Genomic DNA, 20,331 nt, shown 5'->3' on the forward strand with positions numbered 1-20,331 from the left:
GACTTGATCGGTCTTTCCAAGAATCACGCGGTGGCCGCCTTACATCGGTGCAACACGCCCATCAGGGCCGGGGGTTACACCACGCTATTGGACGCAACCCCGCCATATAGCGCTGCAATTCACACGCAAAGGCTAGGCGCTCAGCCAGTGTGTATTAGACCCCAGTAACTTTGGCGACCCCATCTTGGGTACTGAATCGGATGCATCAGATCCGCATAAAGCGGAAACGCACATCACTCGGCAAGTGTGCACGGCGACAGCAGCGCGCTGCGATCATGCGGCAAGCCATGGCTGAGTCATATCTGTGGCCGGCACTGTCGGCGCGGAGGCAGATATTGCCACCCCGCCACCTGTGATTTGCCGGATTGACCTCTCGGGCACCGTGGTAATCGAGGGAGCAAGAGCCGCCCACGGCGGCTTGGCGGTCTGCGGGCGGCGCGCCTCCTCAGCCCGCACCGTCATGACCTACTGGCTGAGACGGCTCCATGATGAGGCTATTGCGGCTCTGCCCGCCGACTGGGTGCCTGTACCGACATGGAACCAGGAACATTCTTAGCCAAGTACATAGCGGTGTCGGCGTCACGAAGCAATGCCGATGGCTCTGTTGTGGCAGAATCCGCCACGGCGAAACCAATGCTCACGTGAACGGGCATGAACCAGCCCTGGGCATCCCATGGCGCGGCGGTTACGGCCACGACCCGAGCCGCCAATTGTTCGGCATCGCCCACGCCACCGAAGTTCTCGCAGAGGATCACGAACTCATCCCCACCGAAGCGCGCCACCGTATCGGTGGGGCGCAACACGCTGGCCAGTCTCTTCCCAAACTCGATAAGGATATCGTCGCCCCCGCCGTGCCCGAGAGTGTCGTTGATGGTCGTCGATGTCGAGGTACATCACGCACACCATTCCGCCGTTGCGCTCAAGTCTCGCCACCGCCCCCGCGAGGCGTTCCCCGTAAAGGGCGCGGTTGGGCAACCCGGTCAGGCAGTGTGGCAATCTTCGACCACCATGCGCGGGCGTTCTCCGCTGACGTCCTGGACATACACTAGATGACCCTGGCCAGCTCTCGGTGCACCTGGCCCAAGTCACGGATCTCTTCCCGCGCCAACTGGCGTGGGGCTCGGTCTTCATCACGGCCGTGGTCCTTCGCGCAGATGGCCGATGCGATGGCTGAGGTTCTCGACGACCGCGACGTCGCCAATGCTCATGTTTTCGGGTGGAGCGATGGGGCAATGGTCGGGCTTTACCTGGCGCTTCGCCGTCCGGACCTGGTCTCAACGCTGGTATTTGGCGGAGCGGCTTTCCGCCATGACGGGTGGTTGGACGGCGTTCTCAGTGAGGAGGACCCGCCGCAGATCATGGGGGACTCCTAGAACCGGATCTCAGCCTGGCTCGGCTTAGCAACGTGAAGGCCCCAGTTCTCATCATCGTCGGCGATGACGACGAGGTGCAGTTCAGTCACTTGCTCGTGATGTACGGCGCGCTTCCAAACGCAGAGCTAGCTGTGGTCCCGCGATCGACACACGGTCTGATTACCGAGAAGCCAGTCATTCTGGCTCGATTTGCCCGAGACCTACACCGCTCCGATCGAACAAACGGCGTCGCCCCTCTGCGAAGGACATGACTGCGGATCCACTTACCAGCCACCCCGCGAAGAGCGCCACCGATAGCTCGTCTTCCAGGCAACCACTCTCATGGCTAACCTCGCCCGTCTCGCAACCCTAGAGTTACGAGACGTTCCAATGCCGGTCCTCAGTTGTCTCATGGTCGTTCCAGAAAGGAACACGCAATCGGGCAATCTTAAATCCAGCTTTCCGCCGGAGACGTTTGGTATCCTCTAAGGGTGCATAGGACTCCTCAAGAGCCATCTCCCGACGGTCATAGACCCTGCGTCTCGACCCCTCCCCTCATGTCGACGGTCGAGACATTTTGAACGGCGATCTCGTACTAAACATCACCCTCGTCCTCATCTTCGTCCTGATCGGCGGGGTTTTCGCAGCCACGGAGATGGCGCTCGTCACGCTCCGTGATAGCCAACTCAACGCGATCGCGGCCCGCGGGCGGCGCGGCGAGAAGGTCGCGGCTCTGGCGCGCAACCCCAATCGGTTTCTCGCAGCCGTGCAGATCGGCGTTACCGTGGCTGGGTTTGCGTCCGCCGCTTACGGGGCCGCCTCAATCGCTCCATCGGTAGCGCCGTTATTCGTCGCTCTGGGCCTCAACGTAGCGCTCGCTGCCACGGTTGCCACGATCGCGCTCACCCTAGTGATCGCGTATCTGTCTCTGGTACTCGGTGAGCTCGCCCCCAAACGTCTCGCGATCCAGCGCAACTCAGCATTCGCCTACGCAGTCGCGCCCGCACTTAATGGGTTTGCTGTCGCGATGCGCCCGGTTATCTGGCTGCTGTCGAGGTCGACGAACGTGATCGTGCGTCTACTCGGCGGAGACCCGCACAAAACCAGCGAGGAGATGACCGAAGAGGAACTGCGAGACATCGTTTCGAGCCATGAGGGGCTACCCGAAGACGAACGGCGGATCCTCGACGACGTGTTCTCTTTGCGGCACCGCCAGCTCAGCGAGATTATGCGGCCCCGTCCCGAAGTCGCAGCCCTGGACGGCACGGTATCCGTTCGCGAAGTATTTACCGAGGTGCATGACCTGCCGTACTCGCGATACCCGGTAATCGATCGCACCATCGACGACATCATCGGCTTTGTCCACGTGCGGGACCTCTACGAGATGATCGCAAAGAATCCCGACAAGCAGGTTCGCGAAATCATGCGTCCCATCTTGTACTTCCCAGCGACCGCGCGGGTGCTCCCGACTCTCACGATAATGAGAGCAGAAAAACATCAGATCGCCGTCATCGTCGATGAATACGGCGGAACCGACGGCATCGTCACCCTCGAGGACCTCGTGGAGGAAGTTGTAGGCGAAATCTTCGACGAATACGACACCGACTCGCTCGCTCATGACCTCCAGTCAGGGAGAGGGTCACTTGACGGCCGACTCAACTTCCAGGACTTTGAAGAGGCGACTGGCGTGCGGTTGCCCGTAAGCGCATCCGATACCATCGCCGGTTTCGTGATCGAACGGCTCGGACGTCTCGCGCGGATGGGTGATGTCGTCCAACTCAACGACATCAGTCTGCAAGTCACGGCGATGGATCGCCGGCGCATTTCGGAACTGCTCGTCGTCCCGCGAGGAGAGACGCCGTCACCGCCATCTCAGGATCCAACAACTGACGCTGACCATCATCACGACCCTGCATGAACCAAGTCTTAAACACTTCGGCGAAACCGACAAAGGCGCGCCTTAATCCGTCGGATGAATCAGCAGGCTCCTAGGCGGATCGAGGTGCTGAGATAGTCTGAGCGCACTTCTTACAGGGAACACCTAGTCAGATTTAACTCTGGCGAGGATTCGTAGCGTGGGGTCGATTGATTGAATCGGAACTATTATAAACGTGGTGGCGCGGGTTCAATTCCCGCTCCCGCTACCAGAACGTATGACGAAGGCCCTGCCTCAGGCGGGGCCTTCGTCGTTTCCCGATGCACGTGGCAGTCGCTCGATTCAGTCGCACGGGTCAAGCGCGGCTGCGGGTCACGAGCGAATCCACGAACGCCGAAATCAGCAGCACCACGGAGCCGGCACCCAGGCTGAACCCGGCCGTCACCGTGCTGATGACCCCCGGGTCCGCCGGTGCGGGTGTCGTGAGGTAGACCAGGGACATCACCCCGGCGGCCCCGCCGACCAGGGCCAGGAGGCTCTGCCGCACCAGCCCGGTGAGCAGCCGCCGGTCGCTCTGGTCCGCGAGCAGCCGCACATTGACGTTGAGGTTGCCCATCTCGAGGGCCTGCCCGATCTGGTCGAAACGCCGGGGGAGCCGGCGCACGCTGGGCAGCAGGGCCAGAAGCTCGGTGGTCAGGAGTTCGCGCACGTTGGCCGGCGCCATCTGGTCGCGGATCTGCACGCTCGCCAGCCTGCGGGACTCCTCGAGCAGGTCGAACTCCGGCATGCTGGAGCGCAGGGTGCCCTCGAGCACCGCGAACGCCCGCGCAGCCGCCACGAATTCGGCGGGGATTCCCACGCCGTACCGGGTGAGGATAGCCACCAGGACATCCACGGTCAGCACACTGACCCGCGCGCCGGGCCCCAACTCGAACGTGATGAACGCGCTCAGCTCGCGGCGGAACGACTTCTCGTCCGCACCGTCCCGCAGCGGGGCGAGTTTGAGGAGCCCGTCGGCGATGAGCTGGGTGTCGGACTGGAGAAAAGCGATCAGCAGCTCCTGGATCGTCTCCCGCAGCTGCAGGTCGAGCCGGCCCACCGATCCGAAGTCGACTAGCGCGGGGGTGCCGTCGGCCAGCAGCATGATGTTGCCGGGGTGCAGGTCGGCGTGGAAGACGCCGTCGAAGACGATCTGGCGCACGAAGGCGCTGAGCACGGTGCGCATGGCGGCGCCGAGCTCGGCCCGTGGCGCGTCGGACGTCTCGTTCAGGTCGCTGAACGTGTCGCCGAACAGGTACTCCATCACCAGCACGCGATCGCTGGACAGAGACTCGAACAGCTCGGGGAAACGCAGGTCGCCGGCCCGCGGGCCGCGCAGCTGGAGGGCGCGCATGGCCGAGAGGTTCAGCGCCTCCAGCCGGAAGTCCAGTTGGCGCACGAGGTCGGCCGCATAGTCCTCGGCGACCGCCTTGATGCCCAGAGTTCTGGCCTGCGGAGACGCCAGGCTCATCAGGTTCGTCACCCGCACGGCGATGGCGACGTCGCGCCGCAGCTCCGGCACGATCCCGGGCCGCTGCACCTTGACGGCCACCACAGTGCCGTTCATCAGGGTCGCCCGGTGCACCTGGCCGATGGAGGCCGCGGCGATGGGGTCGGGATCGAAGCTGGCGAAGACGCCGGCGAGGGGTCCGCCGAACTCCTCCTCCAGCATCCGTTCGACCTCGTCCCAGGGGGCGGGCTTCACGCTCTGCTGCAGCGTCGCGAGGGCCCGGGCGAATTCCGGGGGCAGGAAGTCGGATCGGGTGGAGAGCAGCTGGCCCATCTTGACGAAGGCTCCACCGGCCTCCTCCAGCGCGGCCCGCAGACCCTCGGCCTGCACGGCGCGAACGGCTGCCGCGCTCGGGTTGGTCGTGAAGTCGAGCCGCCGCACCGGCAGCAGTCCATTCTTCCGGGCGATGCGCACGAGTTCGGCGAAGCGGCGGCCGCGCTGCAGGAAGGGCCGCGGGGGAGCCGGGCGGCTCCGCTCGGTGGCCAGAGTCAGTTTCGGAAGGGTGATGCCGCGTGCGCCGGCCACTGTTTCAGCTCTCTTGTCGCGCGCCGGCCGGAGTGGCGGGCGATCAGGACTTCAGCATGCCCGGTCAGGATGGGAGACGGGTGCGAACCGGGTGGCACGGGGGCACGGACAGATCTCGGCAGGGCTCGGCCGGTCGCCCTCGGTGCCGTGAGCCGCACCGCCGCGGGAGTACTCTGGCGACGTGAAAACCTACACCGCCGCCCAGATGCGCGAGGCCGAGACTCCCTTCCTGGCCGAGGGCGTGCCGCTGATGGAGCGGGCATCGGCCGCGCTCGCCGCGGAGACGGCGGCCCTGCTCGAGGAGCTGCTCACGGAAAGCGGAGGAGTGCCGGACGCGCGGGTGCTGGTGCTGGCCGGTGCGGGGAACAACGGCGGCGACGCCCTGCACGCGGCCGCGCTGCTGGCCGCGCAGGGTGCCCTGGTGACCATCGTGCCCACGTCGGCACAGCTCCACGACGGCGGCCTCAGCGCCGCCCTGGCGGCCGGGGCGGCGCTGCTGCCCCTGGCTGAAACGGATGCCGCTCTCGCCCGGGTGGCGCGGGCATCCGCCGTGATCCTCGACGGCATCCTCGGCACCGGCACGAGCACCAGCCCGGCGCTCCGCGGGCGGGCTCGTGAGGTGGTGGCGGCCATCCTTCCCTCGCTGCACGACCCCGGTGCGCCCCTCGTGGTGGCGGTGGACCTGCCCAGCGGGATCGGCGTCGACGACGGCGCCGTGCCGGACCCCACCGTGCTGCCCGCGCACCTGACGGTGACGTTCGGAGGCTGCAAACCAGGTCTGCTGCGGGAACCCGCGGCGAGCCTGGCCGGACGGATCGTCGTGGCCGACATCGGCATCGGCGACGAGCTCGAACGGATCGCGGCCCGGGATCGCGGCCCGGGATCGCGGGTAAGTTCTTTCTCTGCTGTTTCCACGGTCGGCGCCGTTGCGTATCCGCGCGCCCGGAGCATCAATGGACGGTAGTCATTTCCTCCCGCCCAACGGCTCTGAGGGGGGCCGATACCGTGATCACAGTTCCGCCCGCAGGGTTCGTCGCCGTCTTCGGTATGCCGTCGACTGGTGAGGCGGCGCAACCGTCGCCCGTCCCCGCTCTCGCGGGGTAGAGTGTCCGCTGGAAGACCTCGGCGACATTGACCATGCCGGTGAGTCGGACATCCTCTCAACGCAGCAGTCATTCCGTGCGGGAGCCGGCCACCGCTCGCAGCTCGCCCAGCACCCGGCGCACCGACGCCCGTAGCAGCGTCTCGGGGCGGCTGAGAACGTCGATCTGGCGGCCGACCCGCAGGTCGTCGATCGGCAGCAGCACCAGGCCGGACCCTGGCGCCGGGGCCATCGTGTACCGGGGCAGCAGTGCGATCGCGGACCCCGAAGCGACCACGGAGGCCGCCACGAAGAACTCGTTGATGCGGTGCTCGATCCGTAGGGGGTGCCCGGCGCTCGCCGCGACGACATTCACCGCCTCCGCGAGCGGGAAGCCCGGGTGCCCGGCGATCCAGGGCTCGTCGGCGATGTCGGCGACCGACACCGACGACCGACCGGCCAGAGGATGTCCGACATGCAGCGCCACATCCAGCGGTTCGTAGAGCAGCGGGGTGACCGTGACCCGTTGCGGCCAGAGGGGATCGTGCGGCAGCCGGTGGGCGATGACGAGGTCGTAGTCGGCGACCAGTGCCGGGAAATCCTGCCGTGCGACATCCTCGTCGCCGCACCGGATTGGCGTCCCGGTGGGTCCGGCCGGACTGGCCAGTCGCGAGATCAGAGGCCCGAACCAGGCCAGCCCGGCGCTGTGGAACGCCGACAGGCTCACCGGCGCGGCCGGCTCTTCGTGGAAACGTGCCACCGACTGCTCGGCGGCGGCCATCGCCGTGGACACGCTGGCGGCGGCGGTAGCGAGAGCCGTGCCGGCGGGTGTCAGCACAAGCCTGCGCCCGCGTCGTTCGGTCAGCGCCACGCCCGTGCTGCGCTGCAGCGCGGACAGCTGCTGCGACACCGCCGACGACGAGACGAACAGCGCGCGGGCCACCGCGGCGACGCTGCCGCGCTCGCCGAGTTCCCGCAGGATGAAGAGCTGATGCAGATCCATAAGCAAACACTAAAGTGTTAGTTCAGAATTGGTGATCTGGACTTAACAGATGCCGCCCGGCAGCATTGGCCCATGACCTTCCTCCCGCGGCTCGGACGTTACCGCATCGACGCCGTCCTGCTGCTTGTCGCGCTGGTCTGGGGTGGCAGCTACCTCGCCGCCAAGGTGCTGACCGAGCAGGCGAGCGTGGGCGCCGTGCTCGCGCTGCGCTTTCTGGTGGCTGCGCTGGCGCTGCTGCTGATCTGGGCGTTGAGCCGGCCTCGGCGGCCGACCCGCGCCGAGCTGGCCGGGGGCGCGCTGCTCGGGCTCACTCAGGCGGCGATTCTCTGGTTGGAGACGGCCGGCGTGGCCGTGACCTCGGCCACCAACGCGGGCCTGATCATCAGCCTGACGATCATTCTCACCCCGATCCTCGAGTCGGTCGCGGCGCGCAACTGGCTACCGCGTTCGTTCTTCGTGGCTGCGGTGCTCGCGGTCGTCGGGGTAGCGCTGCTCGTTTCCGGCAACGGTTTTCGCGCCCCGAACCCTGGCGACCTGCTCATGCTCGCCGCAGCGCTCGTGCGCGCCCTGCACGTCACCATGGTCGGCCGGGTGACCCGCGCCGACGGCGCCGGCCGCCGGCCCGGGACGCTCACGATCACGCTGGTGCAGGCCGCCGTGGGTGCCCTGGTGTTCACCGCAGCGGATGCGCCGGGAACACTTCGGGCGATCGGCGCCTTCGGTCCGGCCGCCTGGCTCGGGGTGCTCTACCTCGGTCTGGCCTGCAGCGTGTTCGCGTTCCTGGCCCAGACCTGGGCGATCCGGCACACCTCGGCCGCTCGGGCCAGCCTGCTGATGGGCACCGAACCGGTCTGGGCGGTGGTCGTGGGGGTGAGCCTCGGCAGTGAGAACCTCGGCCTGGTGGCGGTGCTCGGGGCAGGCCTGATCATCGCGGGCACCTCGTGGGGACAGCGGGTGGAGCAGGGGCACCGACTACGGGCGGCGGCCGACGTGCTCGCGGTGCCGGCCCCGTCACATCCGTCGCCCGCGGCCATCGGCTGAAGCCGGGTTCGGCTGCAGCTCAGCGAGCGCGCGCGCTCGCGCTCGCCTGCATTAAATCCAGCCCGAACGAATTCGACGGAGATTTTGCCTGCAACGGTCTCAAACCCTCTGAAACAGCGCCTTGATGAGAAAATCTCCGTCGAATTGGTTCGACGCTACACACGGCGCTCCGTGATGAACGGCGTACACGCGCGGTGGGATTACGGGCGGAAGACGGCCTGGGCGACCACCAGGTCCTGCCAGGACATGCCGGAGCTCGTGAAGACGCGGGGGCGCGACTGGTCGACGGCGACCGTGCCGGTCAGGATGTCCCGCATCGGCACCAGGGAATCGGCCTGGATCATGCCCTCCCGGAGCGGGATCAGCACGTCGCCGCCCTCCCGCAGCGCGACCTGGCTGTCTTCGACGACGACCTGCGCGCGTCCGATCAGCTCGCTGGAAAGTTCGCGGGCGTCGGGCTCGTGCGACCCGATCGCCACCGTGCAGGAGTTCCGCGGCACCAGGGACCCGTCGAACAGCGGGGTGCGGGCGGTGGTGGCGCAGACGATGAGCTGAGCGTCGGACACGGCGCCGGGGGTGCCGGTCTGCGCGGGCAGCCCGCCCGCCCGCACCTGCTCGGCCAGTGCCTCGGCGCGGCCCGGGTGCCGGCCGACCACGGTGACCCGACCGACCCGGCGGATGGCGCGCATCGCCTCGACATGCCCGCGCGCCTGGGGTCCCGAGCCGAACACCACAAGGTGCTCCACCTCGGCGGGCGCGAGCAGGTCGGCGACGGCCGCCGACACCGCCGGGGTGCGCAGAGTCGTCAGTGCGATGCCGTCGAGCAGGGCGACCGAGCTGAGCGTGGCAGCATCCATCAGCAGGTAGACGCCCTGGATGCGTGACCGGCCGAGCTGCGGGTTGCCCGGCGCGATGGTGGCGATCTTGACGCCCACGAACTCGGCGGACTGCGACGGCATGAGCAGCAGCTGGCCCCGGTCGAGGGGCAGGATGCTGCGGCTGAAATCAAGCGCCGGGTCGAGCCCAGCCCGCACGGCGACCTGCAGGGCGCGCGCCGCTTCGCCGACGCCGACGCGGGCGAAGATCTCGTCGGCGGAGATCCACGGGGTGGGTGCATCGGAAGCCATGCTCCGACTGTACGTGTCGGAGTGTGGGGGCAGGTCACCCCGATGATGTCCTGCCCCCGACGAGGGGTGCTTCGCTCCGGTCTCATACGGACCCTGCAATCAGGGACTAAGGACCGGTGTTCGGGGAGCCACCCTGCCTGTGTATGAGCGTACGACGATGCCGCGCCCTGCGGAAGGGTCTGGACAAACGCGGCAGCATTTGGTTTCGCGGGCTGACGCGGGGTGACGCGGGGTGACGCGGGCCGACTCGGGCTGACACAGGCCGGCTCGGGCTAGCGCCCCGAACGAATTCGACGGAGATTTTTCTCCGTCGAATTGGTTCAATATCGATGAGGACTCACTCACCTAGGCTTGGTGCGACAGGGTTGTTGGCAGGGGCAAGGGAGAGACCGAATGACTGAGCAGAACCTGACTGAGCAGAACCTGACTGAGCAGAACCTGACTGAGCAGAACCTGACTGAGCAGAACCGGGTGGTCGTGGTCGGCGACGCACTCATCGACGAGATGCTGAGCCCGGGGTCCCGCCTGGAGTTCCCCGGCGGCGCCGCCCTCAACGTGGCCGTCGGCCTGGCCGTGCTCGGTGTGCCGACCACCCTGATCGCCATGGTCGGCGACGACGCCGACGGTGCCCGGCTGCGCGAGTTCCTCGCCGCGCACGACGTGACTTTGGTCGCCACACCCGGGCCGTTTGGCAGCTCCCGCGCCACCTCCGACCGCACCGACGGCGAGCCCACCTACGCCTTCAACGAGGCCGCGCGGAAGCGCCGCATCGAGTTCGGCCCGGCCGAGCGCGCGGCCCTGGACAACGCCCGCCTCGTGGTCGTGAGCTGCTTCCCTTTCGACGACACGGCCCAGACGGATGCCTTCATCGCCGCGGTCGCGGAGCCGGAACGCCGCCTCGTGATCGACCCGAACCCGCGTTCGGGCATGCTCGCCGACGGCGACCTGTTCGTGGCGAACTTCGAACGAATCGCTTCCCGGAGCCTCCTCACGAAGGTGGGGGACGAGGACGCCGAGCTGCTCTACCGCAGCACCCTCGAAGAGTTGCGGGAGCGGCTGCTGGCTGCCGGCACGCAGACGGTGCTGGCCACGGCCGGGCGCGCGGGGGCATCCGTTGCCTGCGGCGCCGATCTGCGGGTCAGCGAGCCGATCGCCGTGCTTCCCGGCGCCGTCGTCGACACCATGGGCGCGGGCGACGCCACCCTCGCCGGGGCCGTGCAGACCATGCTGACGAAGGGCGTGCCCACGGATGCCGCGGGCTGGCAGGCCCTGCTGGCCGACGCCATGCTGATCGCGGCCGCCACCTGCCGCCGGGAGGGTGCCCTACTGCGCGTACCCACCGCGGTCTAGGCGGCGCCGGCCGGCTTGACCGCCCGCACGATGGCGCCGTGCATCCCGTCGGTCACCTCGTGGGTCAGGGTGACGCTCACCTGCTCGAAGCCCGCGGCGGCGAGCAGGGACTCGTACTCCGTGATCGAGAGCGCGCCGGCGATGCAGCCCACGTGGGAGCCGCGCTCGGCCCGATGGGCGGGCGCGAGGTGGTTCTCGGCCACAACGTCGGACACTCCGACGCGGCCGCCGGGCCGCAGCACGCGAAACATCTCGCCGATCACGGCGGGTTTGTCCGTCGACAGGTTGATCACGCAGTTGGAGATGACGACGTCGACGCTGCCGGAGCCCAGTGGGATCTCCTCGATCGTGCCTTTCAGGAACTGGACGTTCTGCGCCTGGGCTGCGGCCGCATTGTGCCGGGCCAGGTCGAGCATCTCGTCGGTCATGTCGAGGCCGTAGGCGAACCCGGTGGGGCCGACCCGGCGGGCGGAGAGGAGCACGTCGATGCCTCCGCCCGAGCCGAGGTCGAGCACGGTTTCGCCGGCCTGCAGGTCTGCGACCGCCGTGGGGTTGCCGCAGCCGAGGCTCGCCAGCAGGGCCGCGCCCGGGAGGTCAGCGGTCGACGCGTCGTCGTAGAGCGCGGAGCCGAAGACCAGGTTCTCGTCGATGGCGGCCGGTTCGCAGCAGCCGCCGGCAGGCGTCTCGGTGAGCAGCGACCGACGCCCCTCATTCGTAACCGAGACGGCCACGCTCGCGTAGCGGGACCGCACCTCTTCGCGCACCGGGTTACTGTTCTCGCTCATGGCGTTCTCCCTCGACTGAGACCTACATACATTGATGACTATCGATGCAATCTGCCGCCGAAAATCGATCGCCGTCAATCTAAGCTGGCTCACTTGAATCAGGCGACATCGACCGGCTCCAGGGTGGGCCGCTTGGGCGGGCGGCCGTCTCCGGAGGAGCGTCCGGTGAGCCGGCGTCCGATCCACGGCAGCACGAACTCGCGGTAATACGCGGTCGTGCTCTGCACCTGCTCGTCGGCCGCGGCGGGCGCATCCAGCCACTCCACCGGAACCGGCACCCCCAGCTCGGCCAGCACGTTTGTGGCCACCCGGGTGTGCCCGAGCGCGTTGAGGTGCAGCTTGTCGACCGACCAGAACCGCCTGTGCTCCAGCTCGGAGTCGGCCCAATTGTCGACGAGCGTGACGCCCGGCCGGTCGAAGGCGGCGCGCGCGGCATCCGCCAGCTGATCGCCGCGCCGGCGCATCAGGTAGCCGAGCGGCAGGTGGTGCGAGGGATTGCCGCCACTGAGCACCAGCACGTGCACGCCCTGCGCCTCGGCCCGGTCGACGACCTGCCGCATCAGGTCGACCACATAGGGGATCTCGACCCGCGGCCGCATCACGTCGTTGCCGCCGCCGCAGATGCTGAGCAGGTCGGGGCCGAGCGCGAGCGCGGATTCCAGCTGCTCCGCCACGATCGGGCCGAGCAGCCGACCGCGCACGGCGAGGTTGGCGTAGGAGACGGGGTGGGCGGATGCCGCGGCGAGCCCGAGCGCGACCAGGTCGGCCCAGCCGCGCACCTGGCCGCCCGGCAGGTCGTCGCCGACGCCTTCGGTGAAACTGTCGCCCATGGCCACAAAGCGATGGAACATCCGGACCCCCCGTCTCGGTACTGTGTGTGTGTCCCGGTTCCGGGCTCGGCTACTCGCTCGGGTGGGTGTGCCGGGTTCCGTGGGTCTGCTCGGTGCCCTGGCCCTGCTCGACCGTAAGGTTCCACCGTGCGTTGAGCACGTCGCGGGCCTGCTGGGCCGCGCGGCGCACCTCTTTGTCGGGGTCGCGCAGACGCTGCACGATGGTGGCGAGGTGGTCGGCGGTGCCCTGGGCGGCCAGCGCGTGCAGGGCCGCGGCGCGCACGCGCGGAACCTCGTCGGTGGTCAGGCGCACCAGCTTGGGCGCCACCTCGAGGCCGCGCAGCAGGACGACCTTGGCGCACATCTCGCGCACCCGCCAAGCCTGGTTGTTCATGCCGACGACGATGTACGGTGCCGCCGTTTCGCCCCAGACGTAGAGCAGCGCACGGGCACCCCACAGCTCGGGCCAGTAGAGGGCGGGGGCACCTTCGAGGATGCCCAGGGCGTGGCGTCCGCCGGCGTAGAGCAGGAAGTCCTTGCCGGCGTTCTTGGCGCGGAGTAGCGCGACGGAATTGTCGATGACGGCCTGTTCGCCATAATGCGCGACGGCCGCATGGATGCGTTCGGCCGTGGGCAGGTCGATGGGAAGGTCGGGGTGTGGCTCTAATTTGTTAGGCATGACGTGTCTACGCTAGCAAGCGGGGGTGTCGCAGGCCAATGCCGGACTGTCAGGCGGGGCGTTCCGGGGAGGCAAACGTGCGCTCGAACCCGGTCGCGTTCTCGTAGATCCCGTAATTGCCGATCTCCCGGTAGCCGAGGCGCCGGTACAGCGCGAGCGCCTCCGGCTGCGCGTGGCCAGTCTCCAGGCGCAGGTGCCGGTAGCCGAATTGCTGCGCCACCTCCTCGAGGGCGGCGAGCAGGGCCACGGCGTGGCCCTGCCGGCGGTAGGCCGGGTTGGTCCACATCCGTTTCACCTCGCCGGTCGTCTCGCTCAGGCGACGGATGCCGCCACCCGCTACCGTCACGCCCCCATCGAGCAGCACGAGGAAGGTGCCGCTCGGCGGGGCGAAGGCATCCGCCGGCACGTCGTGCACCGAGTCGCCGTCGCCGTACCGCTCGTCATACTCCCGCGCCAGGTCGGCCAGGAGCGGGACCACCTCAGGGTCACCCAGACGCACGCGCTTGATCTTCACACCAGCCAGTCTGCCCGATGGCGCCGTCCCCGGCCGAGGCCGGTAAACTCGGCCTGTGTCTGTCAACCCCGAACTGCAGGGCCGGGTCTTCCCGCCCGTCGCCCCCTATCTCGTCGGCCGGGAGAAGGTGCGCGAGTTCTCCCGCGCGGTCTTTGCCACGAGTCCGATCAACCTCGACCCGGAACCCGCGCGCGCTGCGGGCTACGCCGACGTCGTCGCCCCGCCCACGTTCGCCGTGGTCGTTCAGGAGGCCACCCTGGCGCAGCTTCTGGCCGTCCCGGATGCCGGCATCGACTTCACCCGCGTCGTGCACGGAGACCAGCGGTTCACGTTCAGCCGCCCGATCGTGGCCGGTGACGAACTCACCGCCACGCTCCACGTGGCCGGCGTAAAGAGCCTCGGCGGCCACTCCATGGTGACGGCCGTGTCAACCATCGTCGACGCCGCCGGCGCGCACGTCGTGACCGCGACCTCCACCCTTGTCGTCAGGGGAGACGAATGACCATCATCGCTACGCCCCGCCTCGCCGACCTGACCGTCGGAGACGTCGTCGCCGAAGGCACGTTCCCGCTCACGCGCGACTCCCTCGTGCACTACGCCGGGGCATCCGGAGACTTCAACCCCATCCACTACCGCGACGACGTGGCCGTGTCCGTGGGACTGCCCGGCGTGCTCGCGCACGGCATGCTCACCATGGGCTTCGCCGTTCAGCCGGTCGTCGCCTGGGTCGGCGACCCCGGCCGCATCGTGGACTATCAGGTGCGGTTCACCCGCCCCGTGCTCGTGCCGGCCGACGGCGCGGCGGTCGTGACCGTGGTCGCCAAGGTCGGCGCCATCGACACGGATGCCGGCGTCGCCCGCATCGACCTCATCGTGTCGTCGGGCGAGGTGACTGTGCTGGGCAAGGCGCAGGCACGCGTGCGCCTGGTCTGAGTGGTCGTTCCCGATGACGAGCCCCGCTGCCTCCGCGCCGACCTTTGCCGACCTGACCACCATGGGCGTCGGCGGCCCTGCCGCCCGGATGGTGTCGCCCGCCACCGAGCAGGACCTTGTCGACCAGACCCTGATCGTGTGGGCCTCGGGCGATGAGTGGCTGCTGCTCGGCGGCGGATCGAACACGATCGTGGCCGACGAGGGCTTCGACGGTACGGTGATCCGGGTGCTGACCCGCGGGGTGGACGTTGTCTCGGCTTCCTCTCCCGCGTCCCCTTCGCCGTCTGATCACCCGGACCGGCTGGTGCTGCGAGTGCAGGCCGGCGAGCCCTGGGACGAGCTGGTGGCCTACACCGTGGCGCAGGGCTGGTCCGGTATCGAGGCACTCTCCGGCATCCCCGGTTCGACCGGGGCCTCCCCGGTTCAGAACATCGGCGCCTACGGCCAGGAACTCGGCAACAGCCTGGCTGCCATCGACTTCCTCGACTACGACAGTGGCGAACGGCGACGGATGGAGGCTGGCGAGCTCGAACTGGGCTACCGCACCTCGGCTCTGAAACAGGGGCTCCGCGGTCTGGTGATCGCGGTCGAATTGAACCTGCACGACACGCAGAGCGAGGCATTCGTTCTCGGCGGCGCGCTCAGCCGGCCGGTGTCCTACCCGCAGCTCGCGACCGCACTCGGCGTGCAGCTGGGCGACCGGGTGCCGCTCGCGCAGCTGCGGGGCGCCGTCCTGGCCCTGCGCGCCGGGAAGGGCATGGTGCTCGACCCGAATGACGCCGACACCCGCAGCGCCGGCTCCTTCTTCACCAATCCGATCGTGTCGCTGGCGTTTTCGCGCACATTGCCGGACGCCGTGCCCCGCTGGCCGCTCGGCGAGCAGGAACTGCCCGACCGGGTGATCCCGCTCGACGAGTATGCCGGCGTCGGACCGATCCCCGGGGAGCGGTCCGTGCCGCTCGTGAAGCTGAGCGCCGCCTGGCTGATCGAGCACTCCGGGATCTCGCGCGGCTTCCGGCTGCCGGGCTCCCGCGCCGCGATCTCCAGCAAGCACACCCTTGCGCTGACCAACACTGGCGGGGCCACCGCCGACGAGATCGCGCAGCTCGCCCGGCTGGTGGAGGCTCGCGTGCAGTCCGAGTTCGGCGTGATCCTGCAGCCCGAGCCCGTGCTCGTCGGCCTCGACGCCTAGCGCGGCCCGCGCCGCTCTCGCGGGCCTGAAGCCGTCAAACCGGGGTGTGAGCGCGGGCGGGGGCATCAGCCGGCGCGGCGGAGCGCGGCGATGATGCCGACCACGATGAGCAGGAGTCCGATCACGATCACGCCGCCGAGCAGCCAGAGCGTGGGATCGGCGGGAGCAGGCACCAGCACCCCGAGCAGCACGTAGCCGGCCAGGGCGAGCAGGATCACTCCCCAGACGATCGTGCTGAACAGGGGGCGGCGGAGGGGTCGCACGGATGCCTCGGGGTACGCCGGTTCGGCGGCGGCGGCGGTCGGGGCCGCGGCGCGGGCCGTCGGCACCGGCGCGACCGGAAACGGCGGGTCCGAGGCGAGAAACGCCGGTGCCGTCGCTGGCGGCTCGACGGAGGGCTCCATCGCGTAGTCGGGGATGGGGCTCGGATAGGCGACCGTGTGAGCCGGGGCTGCACGGGTGGTCTCAACCTCCACCTCGTGACCGCTCTCCCCATGGCCCTCGGGCTCGGCGGGCGCGGGGTCAGGTGATGCCGTCACGGACGTGACGGCATCCGTGGGCTGATCGTCGAGCGGCCGGGCGAACGGCGGGTTCGGCGGCTCGTTCGGCGGCTGGTTCGGGTCGGGGGTCGTGGTCATCAGGGTTCCAGACGCGAGGGGCCGACGACGGTGACCTGGCCGAGCACCGTCCAGACGCGGACGCGGGCCACGGTGCCGGTGCCGTCGTCGTTGAAGGTACGCGAGTCAGAGTAGAAGGCACCGCCCTGCTGCACGGCGACCGAGCCGCCGACGTAGTCGATCCCGCCGGCCAGCGCATTCGTCTCCACCAGCACGGCCCGGCCGCGGGGCAGGATCAGCTCGGTGACGCCCACGCCCATCCAGATATCGATCGTGCGGTCCTCCACGCTCGCCGCGTTGAGGGCGGTGAGATCGATGGTGGCCCGGCCGGAGAGCACGGCATACCCCGGGGGAGCAGCGTCGGCATCGGCGCTGACCGTCCAGACCGGGATGCCGACCAGGAAGAACGCGGTGCCGCTCGGGAATAGGCCCAGCAGCACCAGGGCCACCGCCGCGAGGAAGGCGAACCCACCCAGGGCGCCGCTCTGCTTTCCGCGAATGCCCGACACGATGATGCCAACGGCCAGCACCCCCAGCGTGACGGCCAGGCCCAGCACCAGCGCGGCATCCGACCAGTTGCCGCCCGACCACACACCGGCGGCGACCGCGCCGCAGAGCAATGCCGACCCGAGCACGATCGCGCTGAAGCCGGCCCCGGGGCGAAGGTCGCGCCAGGAGCCGCGTCCGGGTGGTGGCGCGGCAGGGCCGCCGACGGTGACGGCGCCGCCGGCTGTGCCGGCTGTCCCGGAGCTGCCCGCTGCTTCGGCGGGCTGCATCGCCCCGAAAGCGACACCGGCCCCGATGCCTTCCGCGGCGGTGCTGTGCGGGTACCCGCCGGCCGGCGCCGTGGTGCGTCGGGCCAGGAAGAACACCAGCCAGATGAGCCCGATCGTCACCCCGACGCTCCAGCCCACCGCGAGTGTGGTCGCCAGCCAGTCGGGCAGCACGGCCGCCGGGCTCTGCCACCACAGGCTGCGCGTGTAGGAGGCGAAGCTGATGCCCACCAGCGCGATGATCCCGATCATGACGGGCGGGAAGACGCCGCGAACGGCCTGTTCGGCATGGATGCGACCGATCGGGTCGGGCAGGAGAGCCCAGCCGACCGCGTACGTGAACAGAACCGGACCGCCGAGGACGCCCAGCGCGATGGTCACAACTCGCACCAGCGTGGGGTTCAGCCCAGCTCGCAGTGCGACTCCGCCGCAGACGCCGGCCAGCCAGCGGTCGCTCCCGCGCACGATCCCCGTGGAACGGATTGCGGCGAAGAAGTCGTTGCTCCCGTCGGAGGGGGTGGGGGGAGTGCCGGGCCCCGCGGCCGACGGCGTCGTCTGGCTCTCGGGTGCGTCGGTCATGCTGCCAGTGTGCTCGCGGTGGCCCGAGCCGACAATGCCGGGTGTCGTTCGGTGAGTGAGCCCTGATGGCTGCGGGCGATGGGGGTTCGCGGCTCGGGGTTCCGAGGCGGTTGTTCTGGAGGCCGACGCAGGCGCGCAGTGGACCGCGACGCGGGACGGACGTGCGCTGCAAACGCCATGTCGGTCGAGTCTGGGTCCTGCCGCAACTCGTCCCGAACGAATTCGACGGAGATTTCACTCTGAACAGCGCGTTTGGGCTCAAAAACGGGTGTTTGGCCCAAAATCTCCGTCGAATTGGTTCGACGCCGGGCCCGGTGCTCATCCTGTGATGAACAGTGTCCACGCGGTGCGGTCAGCTCTGACCTTCCGGGAGCGACACAACAAGCCGTTCAGGACTCACGCTCCTAGGTGTCCTTGCGGATCCAGCGAAACGTGACCCGGCTGAGCACGAGCCCCACCACCAGCCAGATGAGCAGGCTCAGCGCGATCAGCGGAAAGTCCCAGGAACCGCTCTGCTCAAGGTTCGCGAAGCTGTCGGGCAGGAACACTCCGCGCATGCCCTGCGCCATCCACTTCAGTGGGAATACGCTGGCCGCGTTCTGCATCCAGTCGGGCAGCAGGTAGAACTGCAGGTAGACGCCGGAGATGAACTGCAGGATCAGCGCGATGGGGATGACCACTGCGGTGGCGCTCTTGCCGGAGCGCGGCAGGGCGGAAAGCGCGATGCCGAGGAAGGCGCTCGTGATGATCCCGAGCAGGAACACCCAGCCGAAGGTCAGCAATTTCGCGGGGTCGGATGGCAGGTCGATGCCGAGCAGGACGCGGGCCACCAGGATCAGCAGCGCCGCCTGGAAGATGCCGGTAACCAACACCTGCCCGGTCTTGCCGATGAAGTAACCGAGTGGCGAGAGCGGGGTGCCCCCGAGCCGTTTGAGCGTACCGTCGCCCTTCTCCCCGGCGATGTCCACGGCGAGGTTCTGCACCCCCGAGAGCAGCATGCCCGCGGCGAGCATTCCGGGCAGGTAGTAGGCGCCGACGCTGATGCCGCCGGTGCCGTCCGGCGCAGTGCCGATTTTGCCGGAGGAGCCGAACGCGGCCGTGAAGATGGCCAGCATGATGAACGGGAACAGGAAGGTGAAGAACACGCTGTCCGTGGTACGGAAATACATCCGGGTCTCGGAGCCGGCCCGGGAGAAGCCCACCCGCAGCACCGTGACCAGCCCGATGCTCGGTCGCGGCGCTGAAGCCGTGGCGGTCGTCGTTGTGCCGGTGCCGGTGTCGACGGTGCTCATGCGAGCAACTCCGTGTCGTCATCGAGGAGGTCCACCGACTTCGCGTCGGCGTCGGCGTCGGCGTCAGCGTCGTCGCTCGGCGCCCGGTTGCCGCGCACCAGGCCGAGGTAAATGTCCTCCAAACTGGGCCGGATCACCTCAAGCTCGGCCGGCTCGGCACCGGATGCCGCCACGAGCTCGGCCACGAGGCGCGCCGGTTCCGGTGTGCGTTTTTTCCCGGAGCACCCCGGACGGTTCCCGCCAGCGCACGAGCGGCACCCACGCATCCGCCCCGCCGATCTCGTTGATGGCGCCGATGTCGATCAGGAGCCCGTCGTTGATCACGCCGGCCCGGTCGCCCAGTTGCGCGGCCTCGTCGAGGTAGTGGGTGGTGAGCAGGATGGTCGTGCCGTCGGCCTTGAGCCGGCGCACGAGGTCCCAGAATTGGTGCCGTGCCTCGGGGTCGAAGCCCGTGGTGGGCTCGTCCAGGAACAGGAGTTCCGGCCGGCCGATGATGCCCAGTGCCACGTCGACGCGGCGCGGCTGCGGGTAGAGGCCGGCGAAGTGGGTGAGCTGCTCGGTGACGGTGACGTTGCCGCTTTCCCCGGTGGACTGCAGCACGATGCCGAGGCGCGACTTCCAGGCGAGGCCGCCGCGCTGCGGGTCGACGCCGAGCGCGCTCACCTCGCCCGCGGTGCGGTCGCGGTAGCCCTCGTGGATCTCGATCGCGGTGCTTTTCCCGGCCCCGTTCGGGCCGAGGAGGGCGAAGGTCTCACCGGCCTCGATATTGAAGCTGATCCCACGAATCGCCTCAAAGCCTCCGTAGGACTTGTGCAGGTCGCTCACGCACACGGCCGAGGGAGAAAGTTTCATGAGAAAAGAGTCCCATGCCCGGCCTCTCGGTGGAAGCGTCGGCGTTTCGGTGGCGAACCTGACCCGTCCAGCCACGACGGCCCAGGTGCGCGGCTATGCGCCCTGCCAGGGCTCCCTCCTGGTGGGGCGAAGTAATCCATGCGTGACGACGATGACGCGGACCTTCGACGCCGATGTGCACCTCCACCCGCTCGGAGAGCGAGAACGGCAGCGGAATGCCGACGATCAGGGCGGCGGTGTGATGACTGAGGAAGGCGCCGGGTGGCATCCGTCGCAGGATGGCGGTGCGGCGCTCGAGCGTGGACAGGGTGCCGGAGATTGTCCACAGCCCCGGCCGAACCGACAGGAAGTGGGGGGGGGGGGGGGGGGGGGGGGGGGGGG

General features: G+C 68.7%; 21 protein-coding genes. 8 read left to right on the forward strand and 13 right to left on the reverse strand.

The features are described from left to right. Positions 1–494: 494 nt before the first annotated feature. Entirely contained in the window at positions 495–872 is a 378-nt protein-coding gene (locus tag E3T40_RS06245) for a diguanylate cyclase domain-containing protein (protein ID WP_134542925.1), read from the reverse strand. 177 nt (positions 873–1,049) lie between these two features. On the opposite strand from E3T40_RS06245, the gene E3T40_RS06250 reads away from it, so the two are divergent. Together E3T40_RS06250 and E3T40_RS06255 are read left to right on the forward strand one after the other, a co-directional pair. Beyond that, positions 1,050–1,373, forward strand: a complete 324-nt coding sequence (locus tag E3T40_RS06250) for an alpha/beta fold hydrolase (RefSeq protein WP_134542926.1) — start codon at positions 1,050–1,052, stop codon at positions 1,371–1,373. 556 nt (positions 1,374–1,929) lie between these two features. Beyond that, positions 1,930–3,270, forward strand: coding sequence for a hemolysin family protein (locus E3T40_RS06255; RefSeq protein WP_134542927.1), 1,341 nt, complete (start codon positions 1,930–1,932; stop codon positions 3,268–3,270). Between the two features lie 313 nt (positions 3,271–3,583). Here E3T40_RS06255 and E3T40_RS06260 read toward each other — a convergent pair whose 3' ends face one another. Then, positions 3,584–5,302 (reverse strand): AarF/ABC1/UbiB kinase family protein, encoded by a 1,719-nt coding sequence (locus E3T40_RS06260; RefSeq protein ID WP_134542928.1) that lies wholly within the window; start codon positions 5,300–5,302, stop codon positions 3,584–3,586. Positions 5,303–5,483: 181 nt separating this feature from the next. Between E3T40_RS06260 and E3T40_RS06265 the strand changes: the two genes are divergently transcribed. Further along, positions 5,484–6,266 (forward strand): NAD(P)H-hydrate epimerase, encoded by a 783-nt coding sequence (locus tag E3T40_RS06265; RefSeq protein ID WP_233194069.1) that lies wholly within the window; start codon positions 5,484–5,486, stop codon positions 6,264–6,266. A 208-nt stretch (positions 6,267–6,474) separates the two neighbouring features. Here E3T40_RS06265 and E3T40_RS06270 read toward each other — a convergent pair whose 3' ends face one another. After that, positions 6,475–7,386 (reverse strand): LysR family transcriptional regulator, encoded by a 912-nt coding sequence (locus E3T40_RS06270; RefSeq protein ID WP_104170372.1) that lies wholly within the window; start codon positions 7,384–7,386, stop codon positions 6,475–6,477. 72 nt (positions 7,387–7,458) lie between these two features. Between E3T40_RS06270 and E3T40_RS06275 the strand changes: the two genes are divergently transcribed. Further along, positions 7,459–8,427 (forward strand): DMT family transporter, encoded by a 969-nt coding sequence (locus tag E3T40_RS06275; protein WP_104194573.1) that lies wholly within the window; start codon positions 7,459–7,461, stop codon positions 8,425–8,427. 200 nt (positions 8,428–8,627) lie between these two features. Here E3T40_RS06275 and E3T40_RS06280 read toward each other — a convergent pair whose 3' ends face one another. Further along, positions 8,628–9,554 (reverse strand): ornithine cyclodeaminase family protein, encoded by a 927-nt coding sequence (locus tag E3T40_RS06280; RefSeq protein WP_134542929.1) that lies wholly within the window; start codon positions 9,552–9,554, stop codon positions 8,628–8,630. A gap of 393 nt (positions 9,555–9,947) precedes the next feature. On the opposite strand from E3T40_RS06280, the gene E3T40_RS06285 reads away from it, so the two are divergent. Then, positions 9,948–10,904 (forward strand): carbohydrate kinase family protein, encoded by a 957-nt coding sequence (locus E3T40_RS06285; protein WP_134542930.1) that lies wholly within the window; start codon positions 9,948–9,950, stop codon positions 10,902–10,904. Here the strand turns inward: E3T40_RS06285 and arsM are convergent. The 4 genes from arsM to E3T40_RS06305 form a co-directional block, all read right to left on the reverse strand. Beyond that, positions 10,901–11,689: an arsenite methyltransferase gene (gene arsM, locus E3T40_RS06290; RefSeq protein ID WP_104194568.1), complete on the reverse strand. Its 789-nt coding sequence runs from the start codon at positions 11,687–11,689 to the stop codon at positions 10,901–10,903. The genes E3T40_RS06285 and arsM overlap by 4 nt on opposite strands. A gap of 98 nt (positions 11,690–11,787) precedes the next feature. Beyond that, entirely contained in the window at positions 11,788–12,540 is a 753-nt protein-coding gene (locus E3T40_RS06295) for an SGNH/GDSL hydrolase family protein (RefSeq protein WP_134542931.1), read from the reverse strand. A gap of 49 nt (positions 12,541–12,589) precedes the next feature. Then, on the reverse strand, positions 12,590–13,198 hold the full coding sequence (locus tag E3T40_RS06300) for a HEAT repeat domain-containing protein (protein ID WP_104170378.1): 609 nt from the start codon (positions 13,196–13,198) through the stop codon (positions 12,590–12,592). Positions 13,199–13,247: 49 nt separating this feature from the next. Then, the gene (locus E3T40_RS06305; RefSeq protein WP_158250258.1) at positions 13,248–13,712 is read right to left on the reverse strand and encodes a GNAT family N-acetyltransferase; all 465 of its coding nucleotides are present in this window, start codon (positions 13,710–13,712) and stop codon (positions 13,248–13,250) included. 55 nt (positions 13,713–13,767) lie between these two features. Here E3T40_RS06305 and E3T40_RS06310 point away from each other — a divergent pair, with 55 nt between their 5' ends. Genes E3T40_RS06310 through E3T40_RS06320 form a run of 3 tightly spaced genes read left to right on the forward strand, consistent with a single transcriptional unit; the run spans position 13,768 to position 15,837 of the window. Further along, positions 13,768–14,214, forward strand: coding sequence for a MaoC family dehydratase N-terminal domain-containing protein (locus tag E3T40_RS06310; protein WP_134542932.1), 447 nt, complete (start codon positions 13,768–13,770; stop codon positions 14,212–14,214). Next, entirely contained in the window at positions 14,211–14,645 is a 435-nt protein-coding gene (locus E3T40_RS06315; protein WP_104100750.1) for a MaoC/PaaZ C-terminal domain-containing protein, read from the forward strand. The genes E3T40_RS06310 and E3T40_RS06315 overlap by 4 nt, the downstream gene beginning before the upstream one ends. 13 nt (positions 14,646–14,658) lie before the next feature. Further along, positions 14,659–15,837, forward strand: a complete 1,179-nt coding sequence (locus E3T40_RS06320; protein ID WP_134542933.1) for a UDP-N-acetylmuramate dehydrogenase — start codon at positions 14,659–14,661, stop codon at positions 15,835–15,837. Positions 15,838–15,902: 65 nt separating this feature from the next. Here the strand turns inward: E3T40_RS06320 and E3T40_RS06325 are convergent, their stop codons facing one another. From E3T40_RS06325 to E3T40_RS06340, 5 genes are all read right to left on the reverse strand, one after another. Beyond that, a complete protein-coding gene (locus E3T40_RS06325; RefSeq protein ID WP_104170380.1) occupies positions 15,903–16,475 on the reverse strand; it encodes a tetraspanin family protein in 573 nt (190 codons plus the stop codon). Beyond that, complete coding sequence (locus E3T40_RS06330; protein WP_134542934.1) at positions 16,475–17,806, reverse strand: PspC domain-containing protein; 1,332 nt, start codon at positions 17,804–17,806, stop codon at positions 16,475–16,477. The genes E3T40_RS06325 and E3T40_RS06330 overlap by 1 nt, the downstream gene beginning before the upstream one ends. 404 nt (positions 17,807–18,210) lie before the next feature. Then, positions 18,211–19,098, reverse strand: a complete 888-nt coding sequence (locus E3T40_RS06335; protein WP_104170382.1) for an ABC transporter permease — start codon at positions 19,096–19,098, stop codon at positions 18,211–18,213. Continuing rightward, positions 19,095–19,283 (reverse strand): hypothetical protein, encoded by a 189-nt coding sequence (locus tag E3T40_RS17545; RefSeq protein ID WP_370287882.1) that lies wholly within the window; start codon positions 19,281–19,283, stop codon positions 19,095–19,097. The genes E3T40_RS06335 and E3T40_RS17545 overlap by 4 nt, the downstream gene beginning before the upstream one ends. Beyond that, positions 19,237–19,950 carry an ABC transporter ATP-binding protein gene (locus E3T40_RS06340; RefSeq protein WP_370287884.1) on the reverse strand — a complete coding sequence of 238 codons (714 nt, stop codon included), beginning with the start codon at positions 19,948–19,950 and terminating at the stop codon, positions 19,237–19,239. The genes E3T40_RS17545 and E3T40_RS06340 overlap by 47 nt, the downstream gene beginning before the upstream one ends. Positions 19,951–20,331 lie beyond the last annotated feature (381 nt).

Source organism: Cryobacterium sp. TMT1-19, from assembly GCF_004403055.1.
Classification (GTDB): Bacteria; Actinomycetota; Actinomycetes; order Actinomycetales; family Microbacteriaceae; genus Cryobacterium; species Cryobacterium sandaracinum.